20 protein-coding genes and 3 tRNA genes are annotated in these 24798 nt (G+C 67.4%); 21 read left to right on the top strand and 2 right to left on the bottom strand.

Features of this window, described 5'->3' with window-relative positions; translation table 11 throughout:
* The first annotated feature begins 116 nt into the window (after positions 1-116).
* From V1460_RS33165 to V1460_RS33125, 9 genes are all read left to right on the top strand, one after another.
* Positions 117-189: transfer RNA gene (locus V1460_RS33165), tRNA-Thr, on the top strand.
* A 48-nt stretch (positions 190-237) separates the two neighbouring features.
* Positions 238-310 (top strand) — tRNA-Met (locus tag V1460_RS33160).
* Positions 311-434: 124 nt separating this feature from the next.
* Complete coding sequence (gene rpmG, locus V1460_RS33155) at positions 435-599, top strand: 50S ribosomal protein L33 (RefSeq protein ID WP_003948671.1); 165 nt, start codon at positions 435-437, stop codon at positions 597-599.
* A gap of 88 nt (positions 600-687) precedes the next feature.
* A complete protein-coding gene (locus V1460_RS33150) occupies positions 688-1140 on the top strand; it encodes a MaoC family dehydratase N-terminal domain-containing protein (RefSeq protein WP_338677276.1) in 453 nt (150 codons plus the stop codon).
* A 5-nt stretch (positions 1141-1145) separates the two neighbouring features.
* Entirely contained in the window at positions 1146-1574 is a 429-nt protein-coding gene (locus V1460_RS33145) for a MaoC family dehydratase (protein ID WP_338677274.1), read from the top strand.
* Positions 1575-1757: 183 nt separating this feature from the next.
* Positions 1758-2360 (top strand): TetR/AcrR family transcriptional regulator, encoded by a 603-nt coding sequence (locus V1460_RS33140; RefSeq protein WP_338677273.1) that lies wholly within the window; start codon positions 1758-1760, stop codon positions 2358-2360.
* A gap of 83 nt (positions 2361-2443) precedes the next feature.
* Positions 2444-3895, top strand: a complete 1452-nt coding sequence (locus V1460_RS33135) for a DHA2 family efflux MFS transporter permease subunit (RefSeq protein ID WP_338677272.1) — start codon at positions 2444-2446, stop codon at positions 3893-3895.
* 74 nt (positions 3896-3969) lie between these two features.
* Positions 3970-5025: a UDP-N-acetylmuramate dehydrogenase gene (locus V1460_RS33130; RefSeq protein WP_338677271.1), complete on the top strand. Its 1056-nt coding sequence runs from the start codon at positions 3970-3972 to the stop codon at positions 5023-5025.
* A 138-nt stretch (positions 5026-5163) separates the two neighbouring features.
* The gene (locus V1460_RS33125) at positions 5164-5976 is read left to right on the top strand and encodes a hypothetical protein (protein ID WP_338677270.1); all 813 of its coding nucleotides are present in this window, start codon (positions 5164-5166) and stop codon (positions 5974-5976) included.
* A gap of 123 nt (positions 5977-6099) precedes the next feature.
* Here V1460_RS33125 and V1460_RS33120 read toward each other — a convergent pair whose 3' ends face one another.
* Together V1460_RS33120 and V1460_RS33115 are read right to left on the bottom strand one after the other, a co-directional pair.
* A complete protein-coding gene (locus V1460_RS33120) occupies positions 6100-7119 on the bottom strand; it encodes an adenosine deaminase (RefSeq protein WP_338677269.1) in 1020 nt (339 codons plus the stop codon).
* Between the two features lie 136 nt (positions 7120-7255).
* The gene (locus V1460_RS33115) at positions 7256-8482 is read right to left on the bottom strand and encodes a pyridoxal phosphate-dependent aminotransferase (RefSeq protein ID WP_338677268.1); all 1227 of its coding nucleotides are present in this window, start codon (positions 8480-8482) and stop codon (positions 7256-7258) included.
* Positions 8483-8770: 288 nt separating this feature from the next.
* Here V1460_RS33115 and V1460_RS33110 point away from each other — a divergent pair.
* From V1460_RS33110 to fusA, 12 genes are all read left to right on the top strand, one after another.
* Positions 8771-8843: transfer RNA gene (locus tag V1460_RS33110), tRNA-Trp, on the top strand.
* Positions 8844-8949: 106 nt separating this feature from the next.
* A complete protein-coding gene (gene secE / locus V1460_RS33105) occupies positions 8950-9237 on the top strand; it encodes a preprotein translocase subunit SecE (protein ID WP_338677267.1) in 288 nt (95 codons plus the stop codon).
* Positions 9238-9312: 75 nt separating this feature from the next.
* Positions 9313-10194, top strand: a complete 882-nt coding sequence (gene nusG, locus V1460_RS33100) for a transcription termination/antitermination protein NusG (RefSeq protein ID WP_338677266.1) — start codon at positions 9313-9315, stop codon at positions 10192-10194.
* 185 nt (positions 10195-10379) lie between these two features.
* On the top strand, positions 10380-10814 hold the full coding sequence (rplK, locus tag V1460_RS33095) for a 50S ribosomal protein L11 (protein WP_067282281.1): 435 nt from the start codon (positions 10380-10382) through the stop codon (positions 10812-10814).
* A gap of 80 nt (positions 10815-10894) precedes the next feature.
* Positions 10895-11617, top strand: coding sequence for a 50S ribosomal protein L1 (gene rplA / locus V1460_RS33090; protein WP_338677265.1), 723 nt, complete (start codon positions 10895-10897; stop codon positions 11615-11617).
* A 543-nt stretch (positions 11618-12160) separates the two neighbouring features.
* Positions 12161-12691 carry a 50S ribosomal protein L10 gene (gene rplJ, locus V1460_RS33085; RefSeq protein ID WP_338677264.1) on the top strand — a complete coding sequence of 177 codons (531 nt, stop codon included), beginning with the start codon at positions 12161-12163 and terminating at the stop codon, positions 12689-12691.
* 114 nt (positions 12692-12805) lie between these two features.
* On the top strand, positions 12806-13195 hold the full coding sequence (gene rplL, locus V1460_RS33080) for a 50S ribosomal protein L7/L12 (protein WP_338677263.1): 390 nt from the start codon (positions 12806-12808) through the stop codon (positions 13193-13195).
* 531 nt (positions 13196-13726) lie between these two features.
* Complete coding sequence (rpoB, locus tag V1460_RS33075) at positions 13727-17212, top strand: DNA-directed RNA polymerase subunit beta (protein WP_338677262.1); 3486 nt, start codon at positions 13727-13729, stop codon at positions 17210-17212.
* Positions 17213-17309: 97 nt separating this feature from the next.
* On the top strand, positions 17310-21221 hold the full coding sequence (locus tag V1460_RS33070; RefSeq protein ID WP_338677261.1) for a DNA-directed RNA polymerase subunit beta': 3912 nt from the start codon (positions 17310-17312) through the stop codon (positions 21219-21221).
* A gap of 434 nt (positions 21222-21655) precedes the next feature.
* The gene (gene rpsL, locus V1460_RS33065; RefSeq protein ID WP_003948652.1) at positions 21656-22027 is read left to right on the top strand and encodes a 30S ribosomal protein S12; all 372 of its coding nucleotides are present in this window, start codon (positions 21656-21658) and stop codon (positions 22025-22027) included.
* Positions 22028-22029: 2 nt separating this feature from the next.
* Positions 22030-22500, top strand: coding sequence for a 30S ribosomal protein S7 (gene rpsG / locus V1460_RS33060; protein ID WP_338677260.1), 471 nt, complete (start codon positions 22030-22032; stop codon positions 22498-22500).
* 39 nt (positions 22501-22539) lie between these two features.
* Positions 22540-24666, top strand: a complete 2127-nt coding sequence (fusA, locus tag V1460_RS33055) for an elongation factor G (protein ID WP_338677259.1) — start codon at positions 22540-22542, stop codon at positions 24664-24666.
* Positions 24667-24798: the final 132 nt, after the last annotated feature.

Here is a 24798-nt window from a genome sequence, read left to right as displayed (position 1 = left end):
GGCGTGCCGGACAGGGCCCTCCGCGCCTCCGTCACCGTGCCCGAACGCCGCGGGTAACGGATCGAGTAAACGGATTTGGGCGATCGGTCGCGGACCGTGTAATGTCTTCATCGCTCGCCCCAATAGCTCAGTCGGCAGAGCGTCTCCATGGTAAGGAGAAGGTCTACGGTTCGATTCCGTATTGGGGCTCTGATGTTGGAAGATCCTCGCCCTCGGGCGAGGTGAATCCGACATCGCAGCGGTGTAGCTCAGTCGGTAGAGCAAGCGGCTCATAATCGCTGTGTCACCGGTTCAAGTCCGGTCACCGCTACACACAGTAGCCGATTGCGGGGTCGGTCCTCCGATCGGCTACTCTTTTATGCGTCCACCTTGACCATCACATGGTCATAGTGGTGCAAGCTAACAGTCCATCCGTCCGTCCAAGGAGCACTCACGTGGCTGCCACCGACGTCCGCCCGAAGATCACGCTGGCCTGCGTGGAGTGCAAGGAGCGGAACTACATCACCAAGAAGAACCGGCGCAACAACCCGGACCGTCTTGAGATGAAGAAGCACTGCCCTCGTTGCAACGCGCACACCGCGCACCGCGAGACGCGCTGAATCAGGCTCGATCACGAGGCCGCCCCCATCTTCGGGGGGCGGCCTCGTGTCGTTTCGGCAATCCAGCCACACAGGAGGTAGCGAGTCCATGGCGCTCGACCAGTCCTTCGTCGGGCGGACCTATCCGCCCACCGCGCCTTACGAGGTAGGCCGGGAGAAGATCCGGGAGTTCGCAGAGGCGGTCGGCGACACGAATCCCGTCTACACCGACCCCGACGCGGCCAAGCACCTCGGGCATTCCGATGTGATCGCCCCGCCGACCTTCGTTTTCGCGATCACCTTCAAAGCCGCGGGGCAGGTTGTCGAGGATCCGCAACTGGGCCTGGACTACAGCCGCGTGGTACACGGCGACCAGAAGTTCGCGTACACCCGCCCGGTGCGGGCGGGGGACCGGCTCACGGTCACTTCGACCATCGAGGCGATCAAGTCCCTGGCGGGCAACGACATCCTGGACATCCGCGGTGAGGTGCACGACGAGGCGGGCGAGCATGTCGTGACCGCCTGGACGAAGCTGGTGGCGCGCGCCACAGAGGAAGGCTGATCGAGATGGCGGCGAAGATCGCGTACGCGGACGTCGAGGTCGGCACCGAACTCCCGGCGCAGAGTTTTCCTGTGACCCGTGCCACGCTGGTGCGCTACGCGGGAGCGTCCGGCGACTTCAACCCCATTCACTGGAACGAGAAGTTCGCCAGGGAGGTCGGGCTGCCGGACGTCATCGCGCACGGCATGTTCACCATGGCCGTGGCCGCGCGTGTAATCACCGACTGGGCGGGCGACCCGGGTGCGGTGGTCGAGTACGGGGTCCGCTTCACCAAGCCCGTAATCGTGCCGAACGACGGCGAGGGTGCGCTCATCGAGGTCAGCGGCAAGGTCGCCGCGAAGCTCGACGACCATCAGGTGCGGGTCGATCTGACGGCGATGTCGGCGGGTCGGAAGGTGCTGGGCATGTCGCGCGCGGTCGTGCGGCTGGCCTGACGCGGCAGCGGTGTGGGGGGCGGCCGGGCAGCAAAGGCCGCCCCCCACCGCGATCCCGGGTCCACGCGCGTTCCGCGTCGCGTTCTGCTCGCTTCCGCACTCCGCCGGCCCGTCCATGAGCGCCTTTGCCGGCCGCAGTCGATCGCTTGACGAAGTTAGTGAGTGAGCACTAACTTCCCTGCCATGGTTCGGATGAGTGCAGAGGAACGGCGTGAGAGCGTCGTCCGCGCGGCGATGACCGAGTTCGCACACGGTGGCTACGCGGGTACGTCCACCGAGGTGATCGCCAAGCGGGTGGGCGTCTCCCAGCCCTATCTGTTCCGCCTTTTTCCCGGTAAGAAGGCCATCTTCCTCGCCGCTGTGCAGCGCTGCATCGCGGATATGCGCCGGGTGTTCGATGAGGCGAGCGAGGGGCTCGAAGCCGACGAGGCCGAGCAGGCCATGGCCGCGGCGTACCGCCGGATCATCGACGAGCAGCCCGAGCACCTGCTGATGCAGATGCAGACCTATGTCGCCGTGGCCGCCGCAGAAGCCGCCGGTGACCGTGAATTCGGCGAGACGGTCCGCGCCGCGTGGACGGAGCTCTGGGATGCCGTGCACCTTCCGCTCGGTGCGGACGTCGAAGCGACCACGCAGTTCATGGCCTACGGGATGCTGATCAACACGCTTCTCGCCATGGGCTTCCCGCCGGACCACCGGGTCTGGGAGGGCTTCTACGCCTCCGCGCGACCGGAGCGGGTCGAGCAGGTCGAGCAGGTCGAGCGGAACCAGCGGAAGGACGCGTAGACCGACAGGCCGGGGCGGCTGCCTCGATCTCGTCGCGTCCGGAGAAGCAGTCATCCACAACCGATCTCCAGGGGGAGGACACCGTGAAGCAGTACCCGACCGGGAGCCGCAGCTCTGCCGTTTGGACACTGGTCGTCACCAGCGCCGCCGGATTCATGGCGGCGCTCGACAACCTCGTCGTCACCACCGCACTGCCCTCCATCCGCGCCGACCTCGGCGGCTCACTGGCCGACCTCGAATGGACGGTGAACGCCTACACCCTCACGTTCGCCGTCCTCCTCATGACCGGTGCGGCGCTCGGTGACCGGTACGGCAGGCGCCGGCTGTTCATCGGCGGTCTGGCCCTCTTCACCGCAGCGTCCGCCGCCGCCGCGCTCTCCCCGGGCATCGACGAGCTGATCATCGCCCGGGCGGTACAGGGCGTCGGCGCGGCGGTCATGATGCCGCTCACCCTCACCCTGCTCATCGGGGCCGTGCCCGCCGCGCGCCGCGGCATGGCCCTCGGCGTCTTCGGTGCCGTCACCGGACTGGCCGTCGCGAGCGGCCCGCTCATCGGCGGCAGCCTCACCGAGCACCTGTCCTGGCAGTGGATCTTCTGGCTGAACGTGCCCGTAGGGGCGGCTCTGCTGCTGCTCGCGAGGCTGCGGCTCGCCGAGTCCACCGCCCCGGGCACACGACTCGACCTCATAGGCACCGTGCTCATCAGCGGCGGACTGTTCGGGATCGTCTACGCCCTGGTCAGCACGCCCTCGCACGGCTGGTCCGACGCCCGGGTGCTCATCGGGCTGATCGCGGGCGGACTGCTGACCGGCGCGTTCGTCCTGCACGGGATCAAGGGGAAGCACCCCATGCTGCCCATGCGGCTGTTCAGCGACCGCGGATTCCTCGGCATCAACATCGCGAGCCTGACGATGTTCCTCGGCATGTTCGGCTCGATCTTCCTGCTCGCCCAGTACATGCAGTCGATCGCCGGCTACTCGCCGACCGAGGCCGGACTCCGGATGCTGCCGTGGACCGGGATGCCGATGCTCGTCGCGCCCGTCGCAGGCCTTCTCACCGACCGGATCGGCGGGCGGCCCGTCGTCTTCAGCGGACTCGCCCTCCAAGCCGTGGGCCTCGCCTATTTCGCGCTGGTCCTCGCGCCCGAGGTCTCGTATGCGGCCCAGCTCCCGGCGCTGATCATCAGCGGTGTCGGTATGGCTCTGTTCTTCGCCCCGGCCGCCAACCTCCTCATGTCGAGCGTCCGCCCCGCCGAGCAGGGCATGGCGTCCGGCGCCAACAACGCGCTCCGCGAGGTCGGCGGAGCCCTCGGTGTGGCGATACTCTCCTCGGTCTTCTCGTCCCAGGGCGGCTTCGAGTCCGCCCAGGCGTTCACCGACGGTACGGTCCCGGCGCTGTGGATCGGCGCGGCGGCGGTGGCGGTGGGCGCGGCGGCGACGCTCCTCGTACCGCGCGGCAGGACGGGGGCGGCCCAGGCGACGGCCGCCCACCCGGCGGTGGCCACATCGTCAGGCCAGGAGCGGGTGCTCGTCTGAGGTCGGCCCCGCATACGACCCCCGTCGCGGACTGCGGTCCGGGCCGCCGCGGCCCGGACCGTAGTCTTGTGCCCGTGCAGGAACTCCACGATGCCCCGCTCGCCCCGCTGACCACCTTCCGCCTCGGCGGCCCGGCCGCCCGGCTCGTCACGGCCACCACCGACGACGAGGTGATCGCCACCGTCCGCGAAGCCGACGCCACCGGCACACCGCTGCTGCTGATCGGCGGCGGCAGCAACCTGGTGATCGGCGACAAGGGCTTCGAAGGCACCGCCCTGCGCATCGCCACCGCTGGATTCCAGCTCGACGGCACCTCCCTGGAGCTGGCCGCGGGGGAGGTGTGGACCGACGCTGTGGCCCGCACCGTGGAAGCCGGGCTCGCGGGCATCGAGTGCCTCGCAGGCATCCCCGGTTCGGCCGGTGCCACCCCCATCCAGAACGTGGGGGCGTACGGCCAGGAGGTCTCCAGCACCATCACCGAGGTGGTGGCGTACGACCGTCACGACGACGAGGTCGTCACCGTCCCGAACTCGGAGTGCGGCTTCGCCTACCGCCACAGCCGCTTCAAGGGCGACCCCGGCCGCTATGTCGTGCTGCGCGTCCGCTTCGAACTGGAGGACACGGGCGGGCTGTCCGCCCCGATCAAGTACGCCGAGACGGCACGCGCCCTCGGCGTCGAGCCCGGTGACCGCGTCCCGGCGGCGAAGGCGCGCGAGACCGTCCTCAAGCTGCGCGCGGGCAAGGGCATGGTCCTGGACCCCGAGGACCACGACACCTGGTCCGCCGGGTCCTTCTTCACCAACCCGATCCTGACCGCATCGGAGTACGAGACCTTCCTGAGCCGGGTTCGCGAGCGCCTCGGTGACGACGTGGCACCGCCCGCCTACCCCGCGGGCGACGGCCACACCAAGACCTCGGCGGCCTGGCTGATCGACAAGGCGGGCTTCGTGAAGGGATACGGCACGGGCCCGGCGCGTATCTCCACCAAGCACACCCTCGCCCTCACCAACCGGGGCACGGCCACCACGGAGGACCTGCTGGCCCTCGCCCGCGAGGTCGTGGCCGGAGTGCGGGACGCCTTCGGAGTCACTCTCGTGAACGAGCCGGTGACGGTCGGCGTCAGCCTCTGAGCCGTCGGCGATGCCCGTCGGCGACGGCGTCCTCCACCTCTGCGCCACGGAAATCCGGTGGAACCTCCTGAGCGGCCCATGTTGTCGAGTGGGTGACAGGGGGTCCAGGCCGGACCCTCGCTCCAGGGGGAGGCGCTCATGAGTGACAGCGGTTCGGCAGAGGGCAATTCGACAGAATACAAGGGGTTCGCGGACTTCGTGAGCCCCCGGAGGCGCACCCGGGGGCGTGCCCGTAGGCGCCTCGTGGTGGCCTGCTGCGCCGCGGCGCTGGCCGCGACGGGGGCCTGCACCGGGGCGCAGCCCGCGGAGCGCACGGCGCGGACCCCGGAATCAGCCGCCGCGATCACCAACACCGGCGACGTGGCGCAGCGACCGCTGGAGTTCGGACCGGGGGACCCGAAACCGGGCGTCAAGTACAAGCACGACCTGGTCACCAGTTGCGGTCTTCGCTACGCCCAGTTCGGCGGCGGTCAGTGGGTCAGCGACACGGACGTGGTACCACCGGCCGGCGTCTCAGGTGACCGGGTATCCGGCCACATGACGCTGACGTCGAAGAAGACCGCCCGCTTCGAATCGCCGGGGATGCGACCGCTGACCTTCCGCCCCGTGACCGGCGGCGGGCACTGCTCCATCAATCCGGCACCGGACCCGGCCAGGCCCCCGGTCCTGGAGCAGCCCCCGAAGGCCGCCGAGGTCGGCAGTAGGTTCTGGTACCCGTACGGCCTCTATCTGCACTGCGGTCTCCGCTACGCCGGGTTCGACGGCCGGGACTGGCTGACGATCCGCGACTACGAGAAGGAGACCGGAATCGACGGCAGCGGCCGTTACGCGACCATCCGCGGCTTCGCGCGGCTCGAGTCCAAGAACAGGCTCCGCTTCGACTCCCCGGGGCTCGACCCGATCGAGTTCCGCCCCGCCAAGCCAGGTGAGAAGGTGCCGATGTGCTCCTGAGGGGCCGACCTTCCCCACCCGTCGACCAGCTGCCCTGTCACGGGCCGGTGGTGCGCGGCACTTCAGCGCCGGCGCGCCACCACGGGCCTCGGGACACTCGAACCGCGCCCCGACAACTGTCCCTCACCCCTTCACCCAGGCGTCGATCCCCGCCAGCAATCCGTCCTGCACCCCCTCCGGCGCCGCCGACCCCCGAACCGACTGCCGGGCCAGTTCAGCCAGTTCCTCGTCCGTGAAGCCGTGGTGGCGCCGTGCGATCTCGTACTGCGCCGCCAGCCGCGAACCGAACAGCAGGGGGTCGTCCGCGCCCAGCGCCATCGGTACCCCGGCGTCCCAGAGCTTCCGCAGCGGTACGTCGCCGGGCTTCTCGTACACCCCGAGCGCCACGTTCGACGCCGGGCACACCTCGCAGGTCACCCCGCGCTCGGCGAGCTTGCGCAGTAGGCGGGGGTCCTCGGCGGCGCGGACGCCGTGGCCGATCCGGGAGGCGTCCAGATCGTCCAGGCAGTCCCGTACGGACGAGGGCCCGGTCAATTCGCCGCCGTGCGGGGCGGCCAGCAACCCTCCATCGCGGGCGATCGCGAAGGCGCGGTCGAAGTCCCGGGCCATGCCCCGGCGCTCGTCGTTGGACAGCCCGAAGCCCACCACGCCCCGGTCCGCGTAGCGCACCGCGAGCCGTGCGAGGGTGCGGGCGTCAAGCGGGTGCTTCATCCGGTTCGCGGCGACCAGCACCCGCATACCGAGACCGGTTTCGCGCGACGCGCTCTCCACCGCGTCGAGGATGATCTCCAGCGCCGGGATCAGCCCGCCCAGCATCGGTGCGTACGACGTCGGGTCCACCTGGATCTCCAGCCAGCCGGATCCGTCCCTGACATCCTCCTCCGCCGCCTCCCGCACCAGGCGCTGGATGTCCTCCGGCGCACGCAGACAGGAGCGCGCGATGTCGTACAGCCGCTGGAAGCGGAACCAGCCGCGCTCGTCCGTCGCGCGGAGCTTCGGCGGTTCGCCGCCGGTCAGCGCTTCCGGGAGGTGCACCCCGTACTTGTCGGCGAGTTCGAGAAGCGTGGTCGGCCGCATCGAGCCGGTGAAGTGCAGATGCAGATGGGCCTTGGGCAGAAGTGTGAGGTCTCGGACGCGCTCCATTGCAGGATCTTGCCGCACACCCGGACCGTCAGGCACCCCCTTTCACCGATCGGGTTCTTGCCCGAACGCAGAAACGGGTCCCCGGCCGTAGCCGGAGACCCGCAACCGCACAGGCACAAGCGGAACCGCGAAAGCGTCAGTCCCTGGCTTCCGCGAGCAGCTTCTGCATCCGCGAGACACCCTCGATCAGGTCCTCGTCACCGAGCGCGTAGGACAGGCGCAGATAGCCCGGCGTGCCGAACGCCTCACCGGGCACCACCGCAACCTCGGCCTCGTCCAGGATCAGTGCCGCGAGCTCCACCGAGGTCGTCGGGCGCTTGCCCCGGATCTCCTTGCCCAGCAGGCCCTTCACCGAGGGGTAGGCGTAGAAGGCGCCCTCAGGCTCGGGGCAGAGCACGCCGTCGATCTCGTTGAGCATCCGCACGATGGTCTGGCGGCGGCGATCGAAGGCCTCCCGCATCGTGGCCACCGCGTCCAGGTCGCCGGACACCGCGGCGAGCGCGGCCACCTGCGCCACGTTGGAGACATTGGATGTGGCGTGCGACTGGAGGTTGGTCGCGGCCTTCACCACGTCCTTGGGACCGATGATCCAACCCACCCGCCAGCCGGTCATGGCATAGGTCTTGGCCACACCGTTGACCACGATGCACTTGTCGCGCAGCTCGGGCACCAGCGCGGGGACCGAGGTGAACTTCGCGTCGCCGTAGACCAGGTGCTCGTAGATCTCGTCCGTCAGCACCCACAGGCCGTGCTCCAGCGCCCAGCGCGCGATCGCCTCGGTGTCCGCCTCGCTGTAGACCGCGCCGGTGGGGTTGGACGGGGACACGAAAAGGACGACCTTGGTCCGCTCGGTGCGGGCGGCTTCGAGCTGCTCCACCGACACGCGGTAGCCGGTGGTCTCGTCGGCCACGACCTCCACCGGGACACCGCCCGCGAGACGGATCGACTCCGGGTAGGTGGTCCAGTAGGGGGCCGGGACGATGACCTCGTCACCCGGGTCGAGGATCGCCGCGAAGGCCTCGTAGATCGCCTGCTTGCCGCCGTTGGTCACCAGCACCTGTGCGGGGTCGACCTCGTACCCGGAGTCACGCAGGGTCTTCTCGGCGATGGCCTTCTTGAGCTCGGGCAGGCCGCCGGCCGGGGTGTAGCGGTGGTAATTGGGGTTCGCGCATGCCTCGATGGCGGCTTCGACGATGTAGTCCGGCGTCGGGAAGTCGGGCTCGCCCGCGCCGAAGCCGATCACCGGACGCCCGGCGGCCTTGAGGGCCTTGGCCTTGGCGTCGACGGCGAGCGTCGCGGACTCGGAGATCGCGCCGATACGGGCGGAGACCCGGCGCTCGGTGGGAGGGGTTGAAGCGCTCATGGGTGCCATGGTCCCAGACCCGGCGCGACCGGGGTGCGGGGGTTTCGCGGAGCGGACCGGAAACGGCCGGGACCGATCGCATCGAACCGGACCGGCACCTGATCGGAACCCGGCCCGGACCGGTCGCGATCCCCACTCCGGGAGCGGCCGCGGGACAGCGGCGGAACACGGACAGAGACCGTCGAGGAGCTATCTGTTCGACGCATGGCCTCTGACCACGTACACTCGTGGCTCGTTGGCCCTCACCGACCACCTCATCCGATGCGGTAGGTTTGTGGGGAACCACAAAGGGTCGTAGCTCAATTGGTAGAGCACTGGTCTCCAAAACCAGCGGTTGGGGGTTCGAGTCCCTCCGGCCCTGCTACACACACCTTCGCCAGGATGTGTGCGCATGTACGTACGTGAATGCACCGCCGTGCGGCTCAACCGGGCGCGGCACGGCCACGACCCGGAATCAGGTGAGAGACGTGACGGACGCCGTGGGGTCCATCGACATGCCTGATGCCGAAGATGAGGCACCCGAGGCCCGCAAGAAGGCCCGGAAGGGCGGCAAGCGCGGAAAGAAGGGTCCCTTCGGGCGTCTCGCGCTGTTCTACCGCCAGATCATCGCAGAGCTGCGTAAGGTCGTCTGGCCAACCCGCGGTCAGCTGACGACCTACACCACCGTGGTGATCATCTTCGTCGTCGTCATGATCGGCCTTGTGACTGTGATCGACTTCGGTCTCCAGGAAGCCGTCAAGTACGTCCTCGGCTGATCCCGCGGGAGGGCGCCTCATCCGGCGCCTTTTCGCATGTTCCACCCAATCTGTATCCAGGAAGAAGCAGCCACCGTGTCTGACCCGAACCTGAACGACGCCGTTGAGCCGCGTGTAGACGAGTCCGCTGAGGACGAGCTCGACATCGTCGAGGCGGCGGACGCTGTGGACCCGGACCAGGCCGAAGCTGCTGACGCCGAGGCGGGCGAGGCCGCCGAGGAGGCCGCGGTCCACATCGAGGACGAGGCCGTCGCGGACGCCGAGGTCGATGAGGACGAGGCTTTCGACGCCGATGAGGCCGAGGCTTCGGACGAGGCCGAAGTCGGGCCCGAGGCTCCCGCCGACCCGGTCGCCGCGCTCCGCGAGGAGCTGCGCGGTCTGCCCGGCGAGTGGTACGTGATCCACACCTACGCGGGCTACGAGAAGCGCGTGAAGGCCAACCTGGAGCAGCGTGCCGTCTCGCTGAACGTCGAGGAGTTCATCTACCAGGCCGAGGTCCCCGAAGAGGAGATCGTCCAGATCAAGAACGGCGAGCGCAAGAACGTCCGGCAGAACAAGCTGCCCGGCTACGTGCTCGTCCGGATGGATCTGACGAACGAGTCCTGGGGCGTCGTCCGCAACACCCCCGGCGTCACCGGCTTCGTGGGCAACGCCTACGACCCGTACCCGCTGACCCTGGACGAGATCGTCAAGATGCTCGCCCCGGAGGCGGAGGAGAAGGCCGCCCGCGAGGCCGCCGAGGCCGAGGGTCGGCCGGCTCCGGCTCGCAAGGTCGAGGTCCAGGTGCTGGACTTCGAGGTCGGCGACTCCGTCACCGTCACCGACGGTCCGTTCGCCACCCTCCAGGCCACGATCAACGAGATCAACGCCGACTCGAAGAAGGTCAAGGGCCTGGTCGAGATCTTCGGTCGCGAGACCCCGGTCGAGCTGAGCTTCGACCAGATCCAGAAGAACTGACGAGCCCGTCGGCTCGCAGGTTCACAGGTTTCCGACCAGGTCAGAACGGCTCAATGCCGTTCTGACCTGTCGGTTTTTGGCCGCGCGGCGATACCGGCTATCGTTGTGCGGTATGCCTCCATCCGGATGACTCCGGTGGAAGTCATGCAGTTTCAGCAAACTCTCAACTGGACCCGGAGAGAGCAATGCCTCCCAAGAAGAAGAAGGTCACGGGGCTTATCAAGCTCCAGATCCAGGCCGGTGCGGCCAACCCGGCGCCGCCGGTCGGCCCCGCGCTGGGTCAGCACGGCGTCAACATCATGGAGTTCTGCAAGGCCTACAACGCCGCGACCGAGTCGCAGCGCGGTTGGGTCATCCCGGTGGAGATCACGGTCTACGAGGACCGCTCCTTCACCTTCATCACCAAGACCCCGCCGGCGTCGAGGATGATCCTCAAGGCCGCGGGTGTGGAGAAGGGCTCCGGCGAGCCGCACAAGACCAAGGTCGCCAAGCTGACGCGCGACCAGGTGCGTGAGATCGCCACCACCAAGATGCCCGACCTGAACGCCAACGACCTGGACGCCGCCGAGAAGATCATCGCCGGCACCGCCCGTTCCATGGGCATCACGGTCGAGGGCTGACAGCCCCCGCAAGACCTCAGTGGCAGGGCCAGCGCCGGCCCGGACCACGACTCCATGCCTGAGACATCACAGGAGAAGAAGTGAAGCGCAGCAAGGCTCTCCGCAACGCGGACGCCAAGGTCGACCGGGAGCGCAACTACGCCCCGCTCGAGGCCGTCCGTCTTGCGAAGGAAACCGCCTCCACCAAGTTCGACGGCACCGTCGAGGTCGCCTTCCGCCTGGGCGTTGACCCGCGCAAGGCCGACCAGATGGTCCGTGGCACCGTGAACCTTCCGCACGGCACCGGCAAGACCGCCCGGGTCCTGGTCTTCGCGACCGGTGACCGTGCTGCGGCAGCGGAAGCCGCTGGCGCCGACATCGTCGGCTCCGACGAACTGATCGACGAGGTTTCGAAGGGCCGTCTGGACTTCGACGCCGTCGTCGCCACCCCGGACCTCATGGGCAAGGTCGGCCGTCTCGGCCGCGTGCTCGGTCCCCGTGGTCTGATGCCGAACCCGAAGACCGGCACCGTGACCATGGACGTCGCCAAGGCTGTCACCGACATCAAGGGCGGCAAGATCGAGTTCCGCGTCGACAAGCACTCGAACCTGCACTTCATCATCGGCAAGGTCTCCTTCGACGAGACCAAGCTGGTGGAGAACTACGCCGCGGCGCTGGAGGAGATCCTCCGTCTGAAGCCGTCCGCCGCGAAGGGCCGCTACGTCAAGAAGGCGACCCTGACCACCACCATGGGCCCCGGCATCCCGCTGGACGCCAACCGCACCCGCAACCTCCTCGTCGAGGAGGACCCGGCAGCGGTCTGAGCCTGACCGGCTCCCAGCTGTGAACCGGCCCCGCGTCTCGCTGTGAGACGCGGGGCCGGTTTCTTGTCGTGCGTGTCCTCTGCGGTCGCCGCCCCGGCCGCAGGGACAGGGTTCGGCTGCGTCTGGGGACCGCCGGGGGCCGGGCGCGTAACGGGGCGTGACTGGGCCCCGCTGAGCCCTCCGCAGTCCGCGGAGCGCCCCGCTGCCCGCTGCCCGCCGTCCGAGGCCGAGTACCCGGCCGTATGCCGGGAGGCAGACGCCGTTGAGGGCGGATTTGCCTACCGCCGCCCCGTTCCCGTAGTCTTCCCCGGAAGCCAAAGACCGCTGGTCGTTGCCGCGCCCGTATGGGTGTGGTGGCCGAAGGATCCGCTAGCTGCGGACGACCCGCGCAGGTGACTGTGGAAGCGCTCCTGGTACGCATACGGACTCGTATGACATCCGGTTGAGCCAAGCCCCGTGCGCCTGCGCCGGGGCGTTTCGTTTTGCCCAGTCTCCTTCCTTCAGTCCACGCGGTCCGAATCACCCGGAAGGAGGCCGAGGCTCATGGCGACGCCCGACAAGGCTGCCGCGGTTGCCGAGCTGACGGACAAGTTCCGCAGCTCCAACGCCGCAGTGCTGACCGAGTACCGCGGTCTCACCGTGGCGCAGCTCAAGACGCTGCGCCGGTCGCTCGGTGAGAACGCCCAGTACGCCGTGGTGAAGAACACGCTGACCAAGATTGCGGCCAACGAGGCCGGGATCACGCTGGACGACCAGCTCTTCGCTGGTCCGACGGCCGTCGCCTTCGTCACCGGTGACCCGGTGGAGTCGGCGAAGGGGCTGCGTGACTTCGCCAAGGACAACCCGAATCTCATCATCAAGGGCGGTGTCCTTGACGGCAAGGCGCTGTCCGCCGATGAGATCAAGAAGCTCGCGGACCTCGAGTCCCGCGAGGTTCTGCTCTCCAAGCTGGCCGGTGCGTTCAAGGGCAAGCAGTCCCAGGCTGCCTCTGTCTTCCAGGCGCTCCCGTCGAAGCTCGTCCGCACCGTGGACGCGCTTCGGGCCAAGCAGGACGAGCAGGGCGGTGCCGAGTAATTCGGCTCGCTTTCCGATCCTCGCCGCATGAGGTGAGGGTCGATGCGGGCCCGACGTACGCCCGCCTTACCCAGTACACCCGGCACCAGCCGATTTAGTGGAAGGACCGCCACCATGGCGAAGCTGTCTCAGGAAGACCTGCTCGCGCAGTTCGAGGAGATGACCCTCATCGAGCTCTCCGAGTTCGTGAAGGCGTTCGAGGAGAAGTTCGACGTCACCGCCGCTGCCGCCGCCCCGGTCATGATGGCCGGCGGTGCCGCTGGTGGCGCTGCCGCCGAGGCCGTCGAGGAGCAGGACGAGTTCGACGTCATCCTCACCGGCGCCGGCGAGAAGAAGATCCAGGTCATCAAGGTCGTGCGTGAGCTCACCTCGCTGGGCCTGAAGGAGGCCAAGGACCTCGTCGACGGCACCCCGAAGCCGGTCCTCGAGAAGGTCGCCAAGGAGGCCGCTGAGAAGGCCGCCGAGTCCCTCAAGGCCGCCGGCGCCTCGGTCGAGGTCAAGTGACCCTGAGTCTTCTGACTCCCGCGCTGTAACGCGCGCACACTGAAAGGCGATCACCCAAGCGGGTGGTCGCCTTTCGGCGTTCCTGACACCTGCGGGTGGTCGTCTTGCGCCGTCGGCAGCGGAGAGTAAGGTGATCTTCGCCGTGCGCCAGGTGACGATCTCCACCAGGTGGAGGGCCTTGACGAACCGCACGTAGCGCGCAATTCTCAGGACGCGTCGTCACAACGGTCCAAGTTCGAGGCATGGATCGACGGCCGAACGGGCAGTATCGGTGTGCGTCTTCCGACGCACGGCATACCGGCGGAGTTGAGAACAACGAGGGTCGCGGAAAACCCGCCCTGGACATCAGTGGGCCAAGTGGCTACACTGACCCTTTGCGCTGCCTGTTAGCTGCCTCCTGCCCGTCACCAGGGGCATACCCTCGCCAGAGCACTGACGGCCGAATACCCGTTGACCTGGGATTTCTGGCCCTGTGCCCGGCTTGGGACCGGTACGCGCGTAGTGAGTCCGAGCCCTCGGAAGGACCCCCTCTTGGCCGCCTCGCGCAACGCCTCGACCGCGAATACGAACAACGGCGCAAGCACCGCCCCGCTGCGCATCTCCTTTGCAAAGATCAAGGAGCCCCTCGAGGTTCCGAACCTTCTCGCGTTGCAGACCGAGAGCTTTGACTGGCTGCTCGGCAACGCCGCCTGGAAGGCTCGGGTCGAGGCGGCTCTGGAGTCCGGACAGGACGTTCCCACCAAGTCCGGTCTGGAGGAGATCTTCGAGGAGATCTCGCCGATCGAGGACTTCTCCGGGTCGATGTCGCTGACTTTCCGCGACCACCGCTTCGAGCCCCCCAAGAACTCGATCGACGAGTGCAAGGAGCGCGACTTCACGTACGCCGCGCCGCTCTTCGTCACGGCCGAGTTCACCAACAACGAGACCGGCGAGATCAAGTCCCAGACGGTCTTCATGGGCGACTTCCCGCTCATGACCAACAAGGGCACCTTCGTCATCAACGGCACCGAGCGTGTCGTGGTGTCGCAGCTGGTCCGCTCGCCGGGTGTCTACTTCGACTCCTCCATCGACAAGACGTCCGACAAGGACATCTTCTCCGCCAAGATCATCCCGTCCCGGGGTGCCTGGCTGGAGATGGAGATCGACAAGCGCGACATGGTCGGTGTCCGTATCGACCGCAAGCGCAAGCAGTCCGTGACCGTCCTCCTGAAGGCGCTCGGCTGGACGACCGAGCAGATCCTCGAGGAGTTCGGCGAGTACGAGTCCATGCGCGCCACCCTGGAGAAGGACCACACCCAGGGCCAGGACGACGCGCTGCTCGACATCTACCGCAAGCTGCGCCCGGGTGAGCCCCCGACGCGTGAGGCCGCGCAGACCCTTCTTGAGAACCTGTACTTCAACCCGAAGCGCTACGACCTGGCCAAGGTCGGTCGCTACAAGGTCAACAAGAAGCTCGGCGCGGACGAGCCGCTGGATGCCGGCGTGCTCACCACCGACGACGTCATCGCGACCATCAAGTACCTGGTCAAGCTGCACGCCGGTGAGACCGAGACGGTCGGCGAGAGCGGCACGCAGATCGTGGTCGAGACGGACGACATCGACCACTTCGGCAACCGCCGTCTGCGTAACGTCGGCGAACTCATCCAGAACCAGGTCCGTACGGGTCTCGCCCGTATGGAGCGCGTCGTGCGCGAGCGCATGACCACCCAGGACGTCGAGGCGATCACGCCGCAGACCCTGATCAACATCCGGCCGGTCGTCGCCTCCATCAAGGAGTTCTTCGGCACCAGCCAGCTGTCCCAGTTCATGGACCAGAACAACCCGCTCTCGGGCCTCACCCACAAGCGCCGCCTGTCGGCGCTGGGCCCCGGCGGTCTGTCCCGTGAGCGGGCCGGCTTCGAGGTCCGCGACGTGCACCCGTCCCACTACGGACGCATGTGCCCGATCGAGACCCCCGAAGGCCCGAACATCGGTCTGATCGGTTCGCTCGCCTCGTACGGACGCGTCAACGCGTTCGGCTTCGTGGAGACCCCTTACCGCAAGGTCGTCGAGGGCCAGGTCACCGACGAGGTCGACTACCTGACCGCCGACGAGGAGGACCGCTTCGTCATCGCGCAGGCCAACGCCGCGCTCAACGACGAGCTGCGCTTCGCCGAGGCCCGTGTCCTGGTGCGCCGCCGTGGCGGCGAGGTCGACTACGTCTCGCCCGCCGACGTGGACTACATGGACGTCTCGCCGCGCCAGATGGTGTCGGTCGCGACCGCCATGATCCCGTTCCTCGAGCACGACGACGCCAACCGTGCCCTCATGGGCGCGAACATGATGCGCCAGGCCGTTCCGCTCATCAAGGCGGAGGCCCCGCTCGTCGGCACCGGCATGGAGTACCGCTGCGCCACCGACGCCGGTGACGTGGTCAAGGCCGAGAAGGACGGTGTGATCCAGGAGCTCTCCGCGGACTACATCACCGTCGCCAACGACGACGGCACGTACATCACGTACCGCCTGGCCAAGTTCGCCCGCTCCAACCAGGGCACCTCGGTCAACCAGAAGGTCGTCGTCTCCGAGGGCGACCGGGTCATCGAGGGCCAGGTGCTGGCCGACGGCCCGGCCACCGAAGACGGCGAGATGGCGCTCGGCAAGAACCTGCTCGTCGCGTTCATGCCGTGGGAGGGCCACAACTACGAGGACGCGATCATCCTGTCGCAGCGCCTCGTCCAGGACGACGTCCTCTCCTCGATCCACATCGAGGAGCACGAGGTCGACGCCCGTGACACCAAGCTCGGCCCCGAGGAGATCACCCGGGACATCCCGAACGTCTCCGAGGAGGTCCTCGCGGACCTCGACGAGCGCGGCATCATCCGGATCGGTGCCGAGGTCGTCGCCGGCGACATCCTGGTCGGCAAGGTCACCCCCAAGGGCGAGACCGAGCTGACGCCGGAAGAGCGCCTGCTCCGCGCGATCTTCGGTGAGAAGGCCCGTGAGGTCCGAGACACCTCGCTGAAGGTGCCGCACGGCGAGACCGGCAAGGTCATCGGCGTCCGCGTCTTCGACCGCGAGGAGGGCGACGAGCTTCCCCCCGGTGTGAACCAGCTGGTGCGCGTCTACGTCGCGCAGAAGCGCAAGATCACCGACGGTGACAAGCTCGCCGGCCGTCACGGCAACAAGGGCGTCATCTCCAAGATCCTCCCGATCGAGGACATGCCGTTCCTGGAGGACGGCACCCCGGTCGACATCATCCTCAACCCGCTGGGTGTCCCGTCCCGAATGAACCCGGGACAGGTCCTGGAGATCCACCTCGGCTGGCTCGCCAGCCGCGGCTGGGACGTCTCCGGCCTCGCCGACGAGTGGGCCCAGCGCCTCCAGGCCATCGGCGCCGACCAGGTCGCCCCGGGCACCAACGTCGCGACCCCGGTCTTCGACGGTGCCCGCGAGGACGAGCTGGCCGGCCTGCTCCAGCACACCATCCCGAACCGGGACGGTGACCGCATGGTGCTGCCGACCGGCAAGGCCCGGCTGTTCGACGGCCGCTCCGGCGAGCCGTTCCCGGACCCGATCTCGGTCGGGTACATGTACATCCTCAAGCTGCACCACCTGGTCGACGACAAGCTGCACGCCCGCTCGACCGGTCCGTACTCGATGATCACCCAGCAGCCGCTGGGTGGTAAGGCTCAGTTCGGCGGTCAGCGCTTCGGTGAGATGGAGGTGTGGGCGCTGGAGGCTTACGGCGCCGCATACGCCCTCCAGGAGCTGCTGACCATCAAGTCCGACGACGTCACCGGCCGCGTGAAGGTCTACGAGGCCATCGTCAAGGGCGAGAACATCCCGGAGCCCGGCATCCCCGAGTCCTTCAAGGTGCTCATCAAGGAGATGCAGTCCCTGTGCCTCAACGTGGAGGTGCTGTCCTCGGACGGTATGTCCATCGAGATGCGCGACACCGACGAGGACGTCTTCCGCGCTGCGGAGGAGCTCGGCATCGACCTGTCGCGGCGCGAGCCGAGCAGCGTCGAAGAGGTCTGACGGGAGTCCGGCGGGGCCCTCGTCCAGAGGGCCCCGCCGACCCCCAGGCCCCCGTTTCAGACCACAGACTTACGACCCTGAGAGGGATTGACGCATAGTGCTCGACGTCAACTTCTTCGACGAGCTCCGGATCGGCCTGGCCACCGCTGACGACATTCGTCAGTGGTCCCACGGCGAGGTCAAGAAGCCCGAGACCATCAACTACCGCACGCTCAAGCCGGAAAAGGACGGGCTCTTCTGCGAGAAGATCTTCGGCCCCACCCGGGACTGGGAGTGCTACTGCGGTAAGTACAAGCGCGTCCGCTTCAAGGGCATCATCTGCGAGCGGTGTGGCGTCGAGGTCACCCGTGCCAAGGTGCGCCGTGAGCGGATGGGCCACATCGAGCTCGCCGCCCCCGTCACCCACATCTGGTACTTCAAGGGTGTTCCGTCGCGTCTGGGCTACCTGCTCGACCTCGCCCCGAAGGACCTGGAGAAGGTCATCTACTTCGCGGCGTACATGATCACGTACGTCGACGAGGAGCGCCGCACCCGCGACCTGCCGTCGCTGGAGGCCCATGTCTCCGTCGAGCGCCAGCAGATCGAGAACCGCCGCGACGCCGACCTGGAGGCCCGCGCCAAGAAGCTCGAGGGCGACCTGGCCGAGCTCGAGGCCGAGGGTGCCAAGTCCGACGTGCGCCGCAAGGTGCGCGAGGGTGCCGAGCGTGAGATGAAGCAGCTGCGCGACCGCGCGCAGCGCGAGATCGACCGCCTGGACGAGGTGTGGAGCCGGTTCAAGAACCTCAAGGTCCAGGACCTCGAGGGCGACGAGCTGCTCTACCGCGAGCTGCGTGACCGCTTCGGCACGTACTTCGACGGCTCGATGGGTGCCGCGGCGCTGCAGAAGCGCCTGGAGTCCTTCGACCTGGACGAGGAGGCCGAGCGTCTCCGCGAGATCATCCGGACCGGCAAGGGCCAGAAGAAGACCCGTGCGCTCAAGCGCCTCAAGGTCGTCTCCGCCTTCCTCCAGACCAGCAACAGCCCCAAGGGCATGGTGCTGGACTGCGTCCCGGTGATCCCGCCGGACCTGCGTCCGATGGTGCAGCTGGACGGTGGCCGCTTCGCGACCTCCGACCTGAACGACCTGTACCGCCGGGTCATCAACCGGAACAACCGTCTGAAGCGTCTGCTCGACCTCGGTGCGCCCGAGATCATCGTGAACAACGAGAAGCGGATGCTCCAGGAGGCCGTCGACGCGCTGTTCGACAACGGCCGCCGCGGCCGTCCGGTCACCGGTCCCGGTAACCGCCCGCTGAAGTCCCTCAGCGACATGCTGAAGGGCAAGCAGGGCCGCTTCCGTCAGAACCTGCTCGGCAAGCGAGTCGACTACTCGGCGCGTTCCGTCATCGTCGTCGGCCCGCAGCTGAAGCTGCACCAGTGCGGTCTGCCCAAGGCCATGGCCCTGGAGCTCTTCAAGCCGTTCGTGATGAAGCGCCTGGTCGACCTGAACCACGCGCAGAACATCAAGTCGGCCAAGCGCATGGTCGAGCGCGGTCGCACCGTCGTGTACGACGTCCTCGAAGAGGTCATCGCCGAGCACCCGGTGCTGCTGAACCGTGCGCCCACGCTGCACCGCCTCGGCATCCAGGCCTTCGAACCGCAGCTGGTCGAGGGCAAGGCCATCCAGATCCACCCGCTCGTCTGCACCGCGTTCAACGCGGACTTCGACGGTGACCAGATGGCCGTGCACCTGCCGCTGTCCGCGGAGGCGCAGGCCGAGGCCCGCATCCTGATGCTGTCCTCGAACAACATCCTCAAGCCGGCCGACGGCCGTCCGGTGACCATGCCGACCCAGGACATGGTGCTGGGTCTCTTCTTCCTCACCACGGACGAGGAGGAGCGCGAGGTACGCGGCGAGGGCCGTGCGTTCAACTCCACCGCCGAAGCGATCATGGCCTTCGACGCCCGGGAGCTGTCGCTCCAGGCGAAGATCGACATCCGCTTCCCGATCGGCACCGTCCCGCCGCGTGGCTGGACCCCGCCGGTGGACGAGGAGGGCGACGACAGCCTCGGTGGCGCCTGGCAGCAGGGTGACAGCTTCCGTCTGCGGACCACCCTGGGCCGTGCGCTCTTCAACGAGCTGCTGCCCGAGGACTACCCGTTCGTCGACTACTCGGTCGGGAAGAAGCAGCTCTCCGAGATCGTCAACGACCTCGCCGAGCGCTACCCCAAGGTCATCGTGGCGGCGACGCTCGACAACCTGAAGGCGGCCGGCTTCTACTGGGCGACCCGTTCCGGTGTCACCGTCGCCATCTCCGACGTCGTCGTTCCCGAGGCGAAGAAGGAGATCGTCGCTTCGTACGAGGCCAAGGACGAGAAGGTCCAGAAGCAGTACGAGCGCGGTCTGATCACCAAGGACGAGCGCACGCAGGAGCTCATCCAGATCTGGACGCAGGCGACCAACGACGTCGCCGAGGCGATGAACGCGAACTTCCCGAAGACCAACCCCATCTTCATGATGGTGAACTCGGGTGCTCGTGGAAACATGATGCAGATGCGTCAGATCGCCGGTATGCGTGGTCTGGTGTCGAACGCAAAGAACGAGACCATCCCGCGTCCGATCAAGGCCTCGTTCCGTGAGGGCCTTTCCGTGCTGGAGTACTTCATCTCCACCCACGGTGCCCGTAAGGGTCTCGCGGACACCGCTCTGCGTACCGCCGACTCGGGCTACCTGACCCGCCGTCTGGTGGACGTCTCGCAGGACGTGATCATCCGCGAGGAGGACTGCGGCACCGAGCGCGGTCTGAAGCTGCGGATCGCCGAGCGCGGCGCCGACGGTGTGCTGCGCAAGGCGGAGGACGTCGAGACCTCCGTGTACGCGCGGATGCTCGCCGAGGACGTCGTCGTGGACGGCAAGGTCATCGCGCCGGCCAACGTCGACCTCGGTGACGTGCTCATCGACGCCCTGGTCGGGGCCGGTGTGGAGGAGGTCAAGACCCGCTCGGTCCTGACCTGTGAGTCCGCGGTCGGCACCTGTGCGTACTGCTACGGCCGTTCGCTGGCCACCGGCAAGCTGGTCGACATCGGTGAGGCGGTCGGCATCATCGCCGCCCAGTCCATCGGTGAGCCCGGCACCCAGCTGACGATGCGTACCTTCCACACCGGTGGTGTGGCCGGTGACGACATCACCCAGGGTCTGCCGCGTGTCGTCGAGCTCTTCGAAGCGCGTACCCCGAAGGGTGTCGCCCCGATCTCCGAGTCCTCCGGCCGGGTGCGGATCGAGGAGACCGAGAAGACCAAGAAGCTCGTCGTCACCCCGGACGACGGCAGCGACGAGACGGCGTTCCCGATCTCGAAGCGCGCCCGTCTGCTGGTGGGCGAGGGCGACCACGTCGAGGTGGGCCAGAAGCTCACCGTGGGTGCCACCAACCCGCACGACGTGCTGCGCATCCTCGGCCAGCGGGCCGTCCAGGTCCACCTGGTCGGCGAGGTCCAGAAGGTCTACAACTCGCAGGGCGTGTCGATCCACGACAAGCACATCGAGATCATCATCCGGCAGATGCTGCGCCGTGTGACGATCATCGAGTCCGGCGACGCGGAGCTGCTGCCGGGCGAGCTCGTGGAGCGCTCGCGCTTCGAGAAGGAGAACCGTCGCGTCGTGGAGGAAGGCGGCCACCCGGCCTCCGGCCGTCCGCAGCTGATGGGTATCACCAAGGCCTCGCTCGCCACCGAGTCGTGGCTGTCGGCGGCGTCCTTCCAGGAGACGACCAGGGTCCTGACCGACGCGGCGATCAACGCCAAGTCGGACTCCCTGATCGGCCTCAAGGAGAACGTCATCATCGGTAAGCTCATCCCGGCCGGTACGGGTCTGTCCCGCTACCGCAACATCCGGGTCGAGCCGACCGAGGAGGCCAAGGCCGCGATGTACTCGGCCGTCGGCTACGACGACATCGACTACTCGCCGTTCGGCACCGGCTCCGGCCAGGCCGTTCCGCTGGAGGACTACGACTACGGTCCGTACAACCAGTAAGCGAGCAGCTTGAGAGGGCGGCTGCCCCGCGCGATGATGCGCGGGGCAGCCGCCCTCCGGCCATTGCGGGAGGCGACGGAGAACCACGCTCCGGGTGCCGTCCGCGCGACCGTGGCTTCGTCGCCGAGCGTGCGGCGGTCGGCGAGGAAGGGCTCAGCGCACTCGTGAAGGCACTGTGAGACCCCCCCGAGCCGGGGTGGCGGGCATTTGTTTTGACCGGAGTCGATGCGCTAGGTACGCTCAGACCTTGTGCCTGGGGTGTGCCTGGGCTCGTGTGCGTGTCCTCAGCCGCACGGCGAGCCGGCATCGGCCACCGTGATCCGTGCTCTTCCAGCCTTGTGCGGAAGCCCGCCGGGTTCGACACACCCGACCGCGTGGGTCGGCGAATGTTCCAGGTTAGCTTTACTACACGGCACACAGAAACCGGAGAAGTAGTGCCTACGATCCAGCAGCTGGTCCGTAAGGGCCGGCAGGACAAGGTCGAGAAGAACAAGACGCCCGCACTCGAGGGTTCCCCTCAGCGCCGCGGCGTCTGCACGCGTGTGTTCACGACCACCCCGAAGAAGCCGAACTCGGCCCTGCGTAAGGTCGCGCGTGTGCGTCTGACCTCGGGTATCGAGGTCACGGCCTACATTCCGGGTGAGGGACACAACCTGCAGGAGCACTCCATCGTGCTCGTGCGTGGTGGCCGTGTGAAGGACCTGCCGGGTGTTCGCTACAAGATCATCCGCGGTTCGCTCGACACCCAGGGTGTCAAGAACCGCAAGCAGGCCCGCAGCCGCTACGGCGCCAAGAAGGAGAAGTAAGAATGCCTCGTAAGGGCCCCGCCCCGAAGCGCCCGGTCATCATCGACCCGGTCTACGGTTCTCCTCTGGTGACCTCGCTCATCAACAAGATCCTGCTCAACGGCAAGCGTTCCACCGCTGAGCGCATCGTCTACGGCGCCATGGAAGGCCTCCGCGAGAAGACCGGCAACGACCCGGTCATCACGCTGAAGCGCGCCCTCGAGAACGTCAAGCCGACGCTCGAGGTCAAGTCCCGCCGTGTCGGTGGTGCCACCTACCAGGTGCCGATCGAGGTCAAGCCCGGTCGTGCCTCCACGCTGGCCCTGCGCTGGCTCGTTGGCTACTCCCGCGCCCGTCGCGAGAAGACCATGACCGAGCGCCTCATGAACGAGCTGCTGGACGCCTCGAACGGCCTCGGCGCATCGGTCAAGAAGCGCGAGGACACGCACAAGATGGCCGAGTCCAACAAGGCCTTCGCGCACTACCGCTGGTAGTCGCACCCCACATCGAGACCGAGAGAAGACTGAAGCCTTATGGCTACCACTTCGCTTGACCTGGCCAAGGTCCGCAACATCGGGATCATGGCCCACATCGACGCGGGCAAGACGACCACCACCGAGCGGATCCTGTTCTACACCGGTGTCTCCTACAAGATCGGTGAAGTCCACGACGGCGCTGCCACGATGGACTGGATGGAGCAGGAGCAGGAGCGCGGCATCACGATCACGTCTGCCGCGACGACCTGCCACTGGCCGCTGGAAGACGTTGACCACACCATCAACATCATCGACACGCCGGGCCACGTCGACTTCACCGTCGAGGTGGAGCGTTCGCTCCGCGTGCTCGACGGTGCCGTGACGGTGTTCGACGGCGTCGCCGGCGTTGAGCCCCAGTCCGAGACCGTGTGGCGTCAGGCGGACCGCTACGGCGTGCCGCGTATCTGCTTCGTCAACAAGCTCGACCGCACTGGTGCCGAGTTCCACCGCTGTGTCGACATGATCGTGAACCGCCTCGGCGCCACTCCGATCGTCATGCAGCTTCCGATCGGCGCCGAGGCCGACTTCAAGGGCGTCATCGACCTCGTTCGCATGAAGGCTCTTGTCTGGTCCGCCGAGGCAACCAAGGGCGAGATGTACGACGTCGTCGACATCCCCGCCACGCACGCCGAGGCCGCTGAGGAGTGGCGCGGCAAGCTGGTCGAGACCGTCGCGGAGAACGACGAAGAGATCATGGAGCTGTACCTGGAGGGCCAGGAGCCCACCGAGGAGCAGCTGTACGCCGCGATCCGTCGTATCACCATCGCTTCCGGCAAGGGCGGCGAGACCACGGTCACCCCGGTGTTCTGTGGCACCGCGTTCAAGAACAAGGGCGTTCAGCCCCTGCTCGACGCCGTTGTGCGCTACCTCCCCTCCCCCCTGGACGTCGAGGCCATCGAGGGCCACGACGTCAAGGACCCGGAGCAGGTCGTCTCGCGCAAGCCGTCCGAGAGCGAGCCGCTGTCGGCGCTCGCCTTCAAGATCGCGAGCGACCCGCACCTCGGCAAGCTCACCTTCATCCGGGTCTACTCGGGTCGCCTGGAGGCCGGCACCGCGGTGCTGAACTCCGTCAAGGGCAAGAAGGAGCGCATCGGCAAGATCTACCGCATGCACGCGAACAAGCGTGAGGAGATCGACTCGGTGGGCGCCGGTGACATCGTCGCCGTCATGGGCCTGAAGCAGACCACCACCGGTGAGACGCTGTGCGACGAGAAGAACCCGGTGATCCTGGAGTCGATGGACTTCCCGGCGCCGGTCATCCAGGTCGCCATCGAGCCCAAGTCCAAGGGTGACCAGGAGAAGCTGGGTGTCGCCATCCAGCGTCTCGCGGAGGAGGACCCCTCCTTCCAGGTCCACTCGGACGAGGAGACCGGCCAGACCATCATCGGTGGTATGGGCGAGCTTCACCTCGATGTCCTCGTCGACCGCATGCGCCGCGAGTTCAAGGTCGAGGCCAACGTCGGCAAGCCGCAGGTCGCGTACCGCGAGACGATCCGCAAGGCCGTCGAGCGTCACGACTACACCCACAAGAAGCAGACCGGTGGCACCGGTCAGTTCGCCAAGGTGCAGATCGCGATCGAGCCGATCGAGGGTGGCGACGCCGCGTACGAGTTCGTGAACAAGGTCACCGGTGGCCGTATCCCGAAGGAGTACATCCCTTCGGTGGACGCCGGTGCGCAGGAGGCCATGCAGTTCGGCATCCTGGCCGGCTACGAGATGACGGGCGTCCGCGTCATTCTTCTCGACGGTGGCTACCACGAGGTCGACTCCTCCGAGCTCGCGTTCAAGATCGCCGGATCGCAGGCCTTCAAGGAGGCCGCGCGCAAGGCTTCGCCCGTGCTTCTCGAGCCGATGATGTCCGTCGAGGTCACCACGCCCGAGGACTACATGGGTGAGGTCATCGGCGACATCAACTCCCGCCGTGGCCAGATCCAGGCCATGGAGGAGCGCAGCGGCGCGCGCGTCGTGAAGGGCCTCGTGCCGCTGTCGGAGATGTTCGGCTACGTCGGAGACCTCCGCAGCAAGACCTCGGGTCGCGCAAGCTACTCGATGCAGTTCGACTCCTACGCCGAGGTTCCGCGGAACGTCGCCGAGGAGATCATCGCGAAGGCCAAGGGCGAGTAACTCACCCGAGTTCACGCCGTAGGCTTGACGCCGTGACCGCAGGGGCGTTCCCCGCGAACCCGTGAGGTTCGCCCCGGCGGCCGGCACCACCAGCAAAGATCACCCTGGCGCCGATGAGTAAGGCGTACAGAA

The sequence above is a fragment of the Streptomyces sp. SCSIO 30461 genome (assembly GCF_037023745.1).
Classification (GTDB): domain Bacteria; phylum Actinomycetota; class Actinomycetes; order Streptomycetales; family Streptomycetaceae; genus Streptomyces.
This window is presented reverse-complemented; position numbering and strand designations above follow the sequence as displayed.

Coding starts and splice junctions, on each gene's coding strand:
- V1460_RS33115 (WP_338677268.1), bottom strand. CDS start 8,482: ATGAGCGCTTCAACCCCTCCCACCGAGCGCCGGGTCTCCGCCCGTATC.
- V1460_RS33145 (WP_338677274.1), top strand. CDS start 1,146: ATGGCGGCGAAGATCGCGTACGCGGACGTCGAGGTCGGCACCGAACTC.
- rpsG (WP_338677260.1), top strand. CDS start 22,030: ATGCCTCGTAAGGGCCCCGCCCCGAAGCGCCCGGTCATCATCGACCCG.
- V1460_RS33140 (WP_338677273.1), top strand. CDS start 1,758: ATGGTTCGGATGAGTGCAGAGGAACGGCGTGAGAGCGTCGTCCGCGCG.
- V1460_RS33125 (WP_338677270.1), top strand. CDS start 5,164: ATGAGTGACAGCGGTTCGGCAGAGGGCAATTCGACAGAATACAAGGGG.
- fusA (WP_338677259.1), top strand. CDS start 22,540: ATGGCTACCACTTCGCTTGACCTGGCCAAGGTCCGCAACATCGGGATC.
- rplL (WP_338677263.1), top strand. CDS start 12,806: ATGGCGAAGCTGTCTCAGGAAGACCTGCTCGCGCAGTTCGAGGAGATG.
- V1460_RS33120 (WP_338677269.1), bottom strand. CDS start 7,119: ATGGAGCGCGTCCGAGACCTCACACTTCTGCCCAAGGCCCATCTGCAT.
- V1460_RS33150 (WP_338677276.1), top strand. CDS start 688: ATGGCGCTCGACCAGTCCTTCGTCGGGCGGACCTATCCGCCCACCGCG.
- rplK (WP_067282281.1), top strand. CDS start 10,380: ATGCCTCCCAAGAAGAAGAAGGTCACGGGGCTTATCAAGCTCCAGATC.
- rplJ (WP_338677264.1), top strand. CDS start 12,161: ATGGCGACGCCCGACAAGGCTGCCGCGGTTGCCGAGCTGACGGACAAG.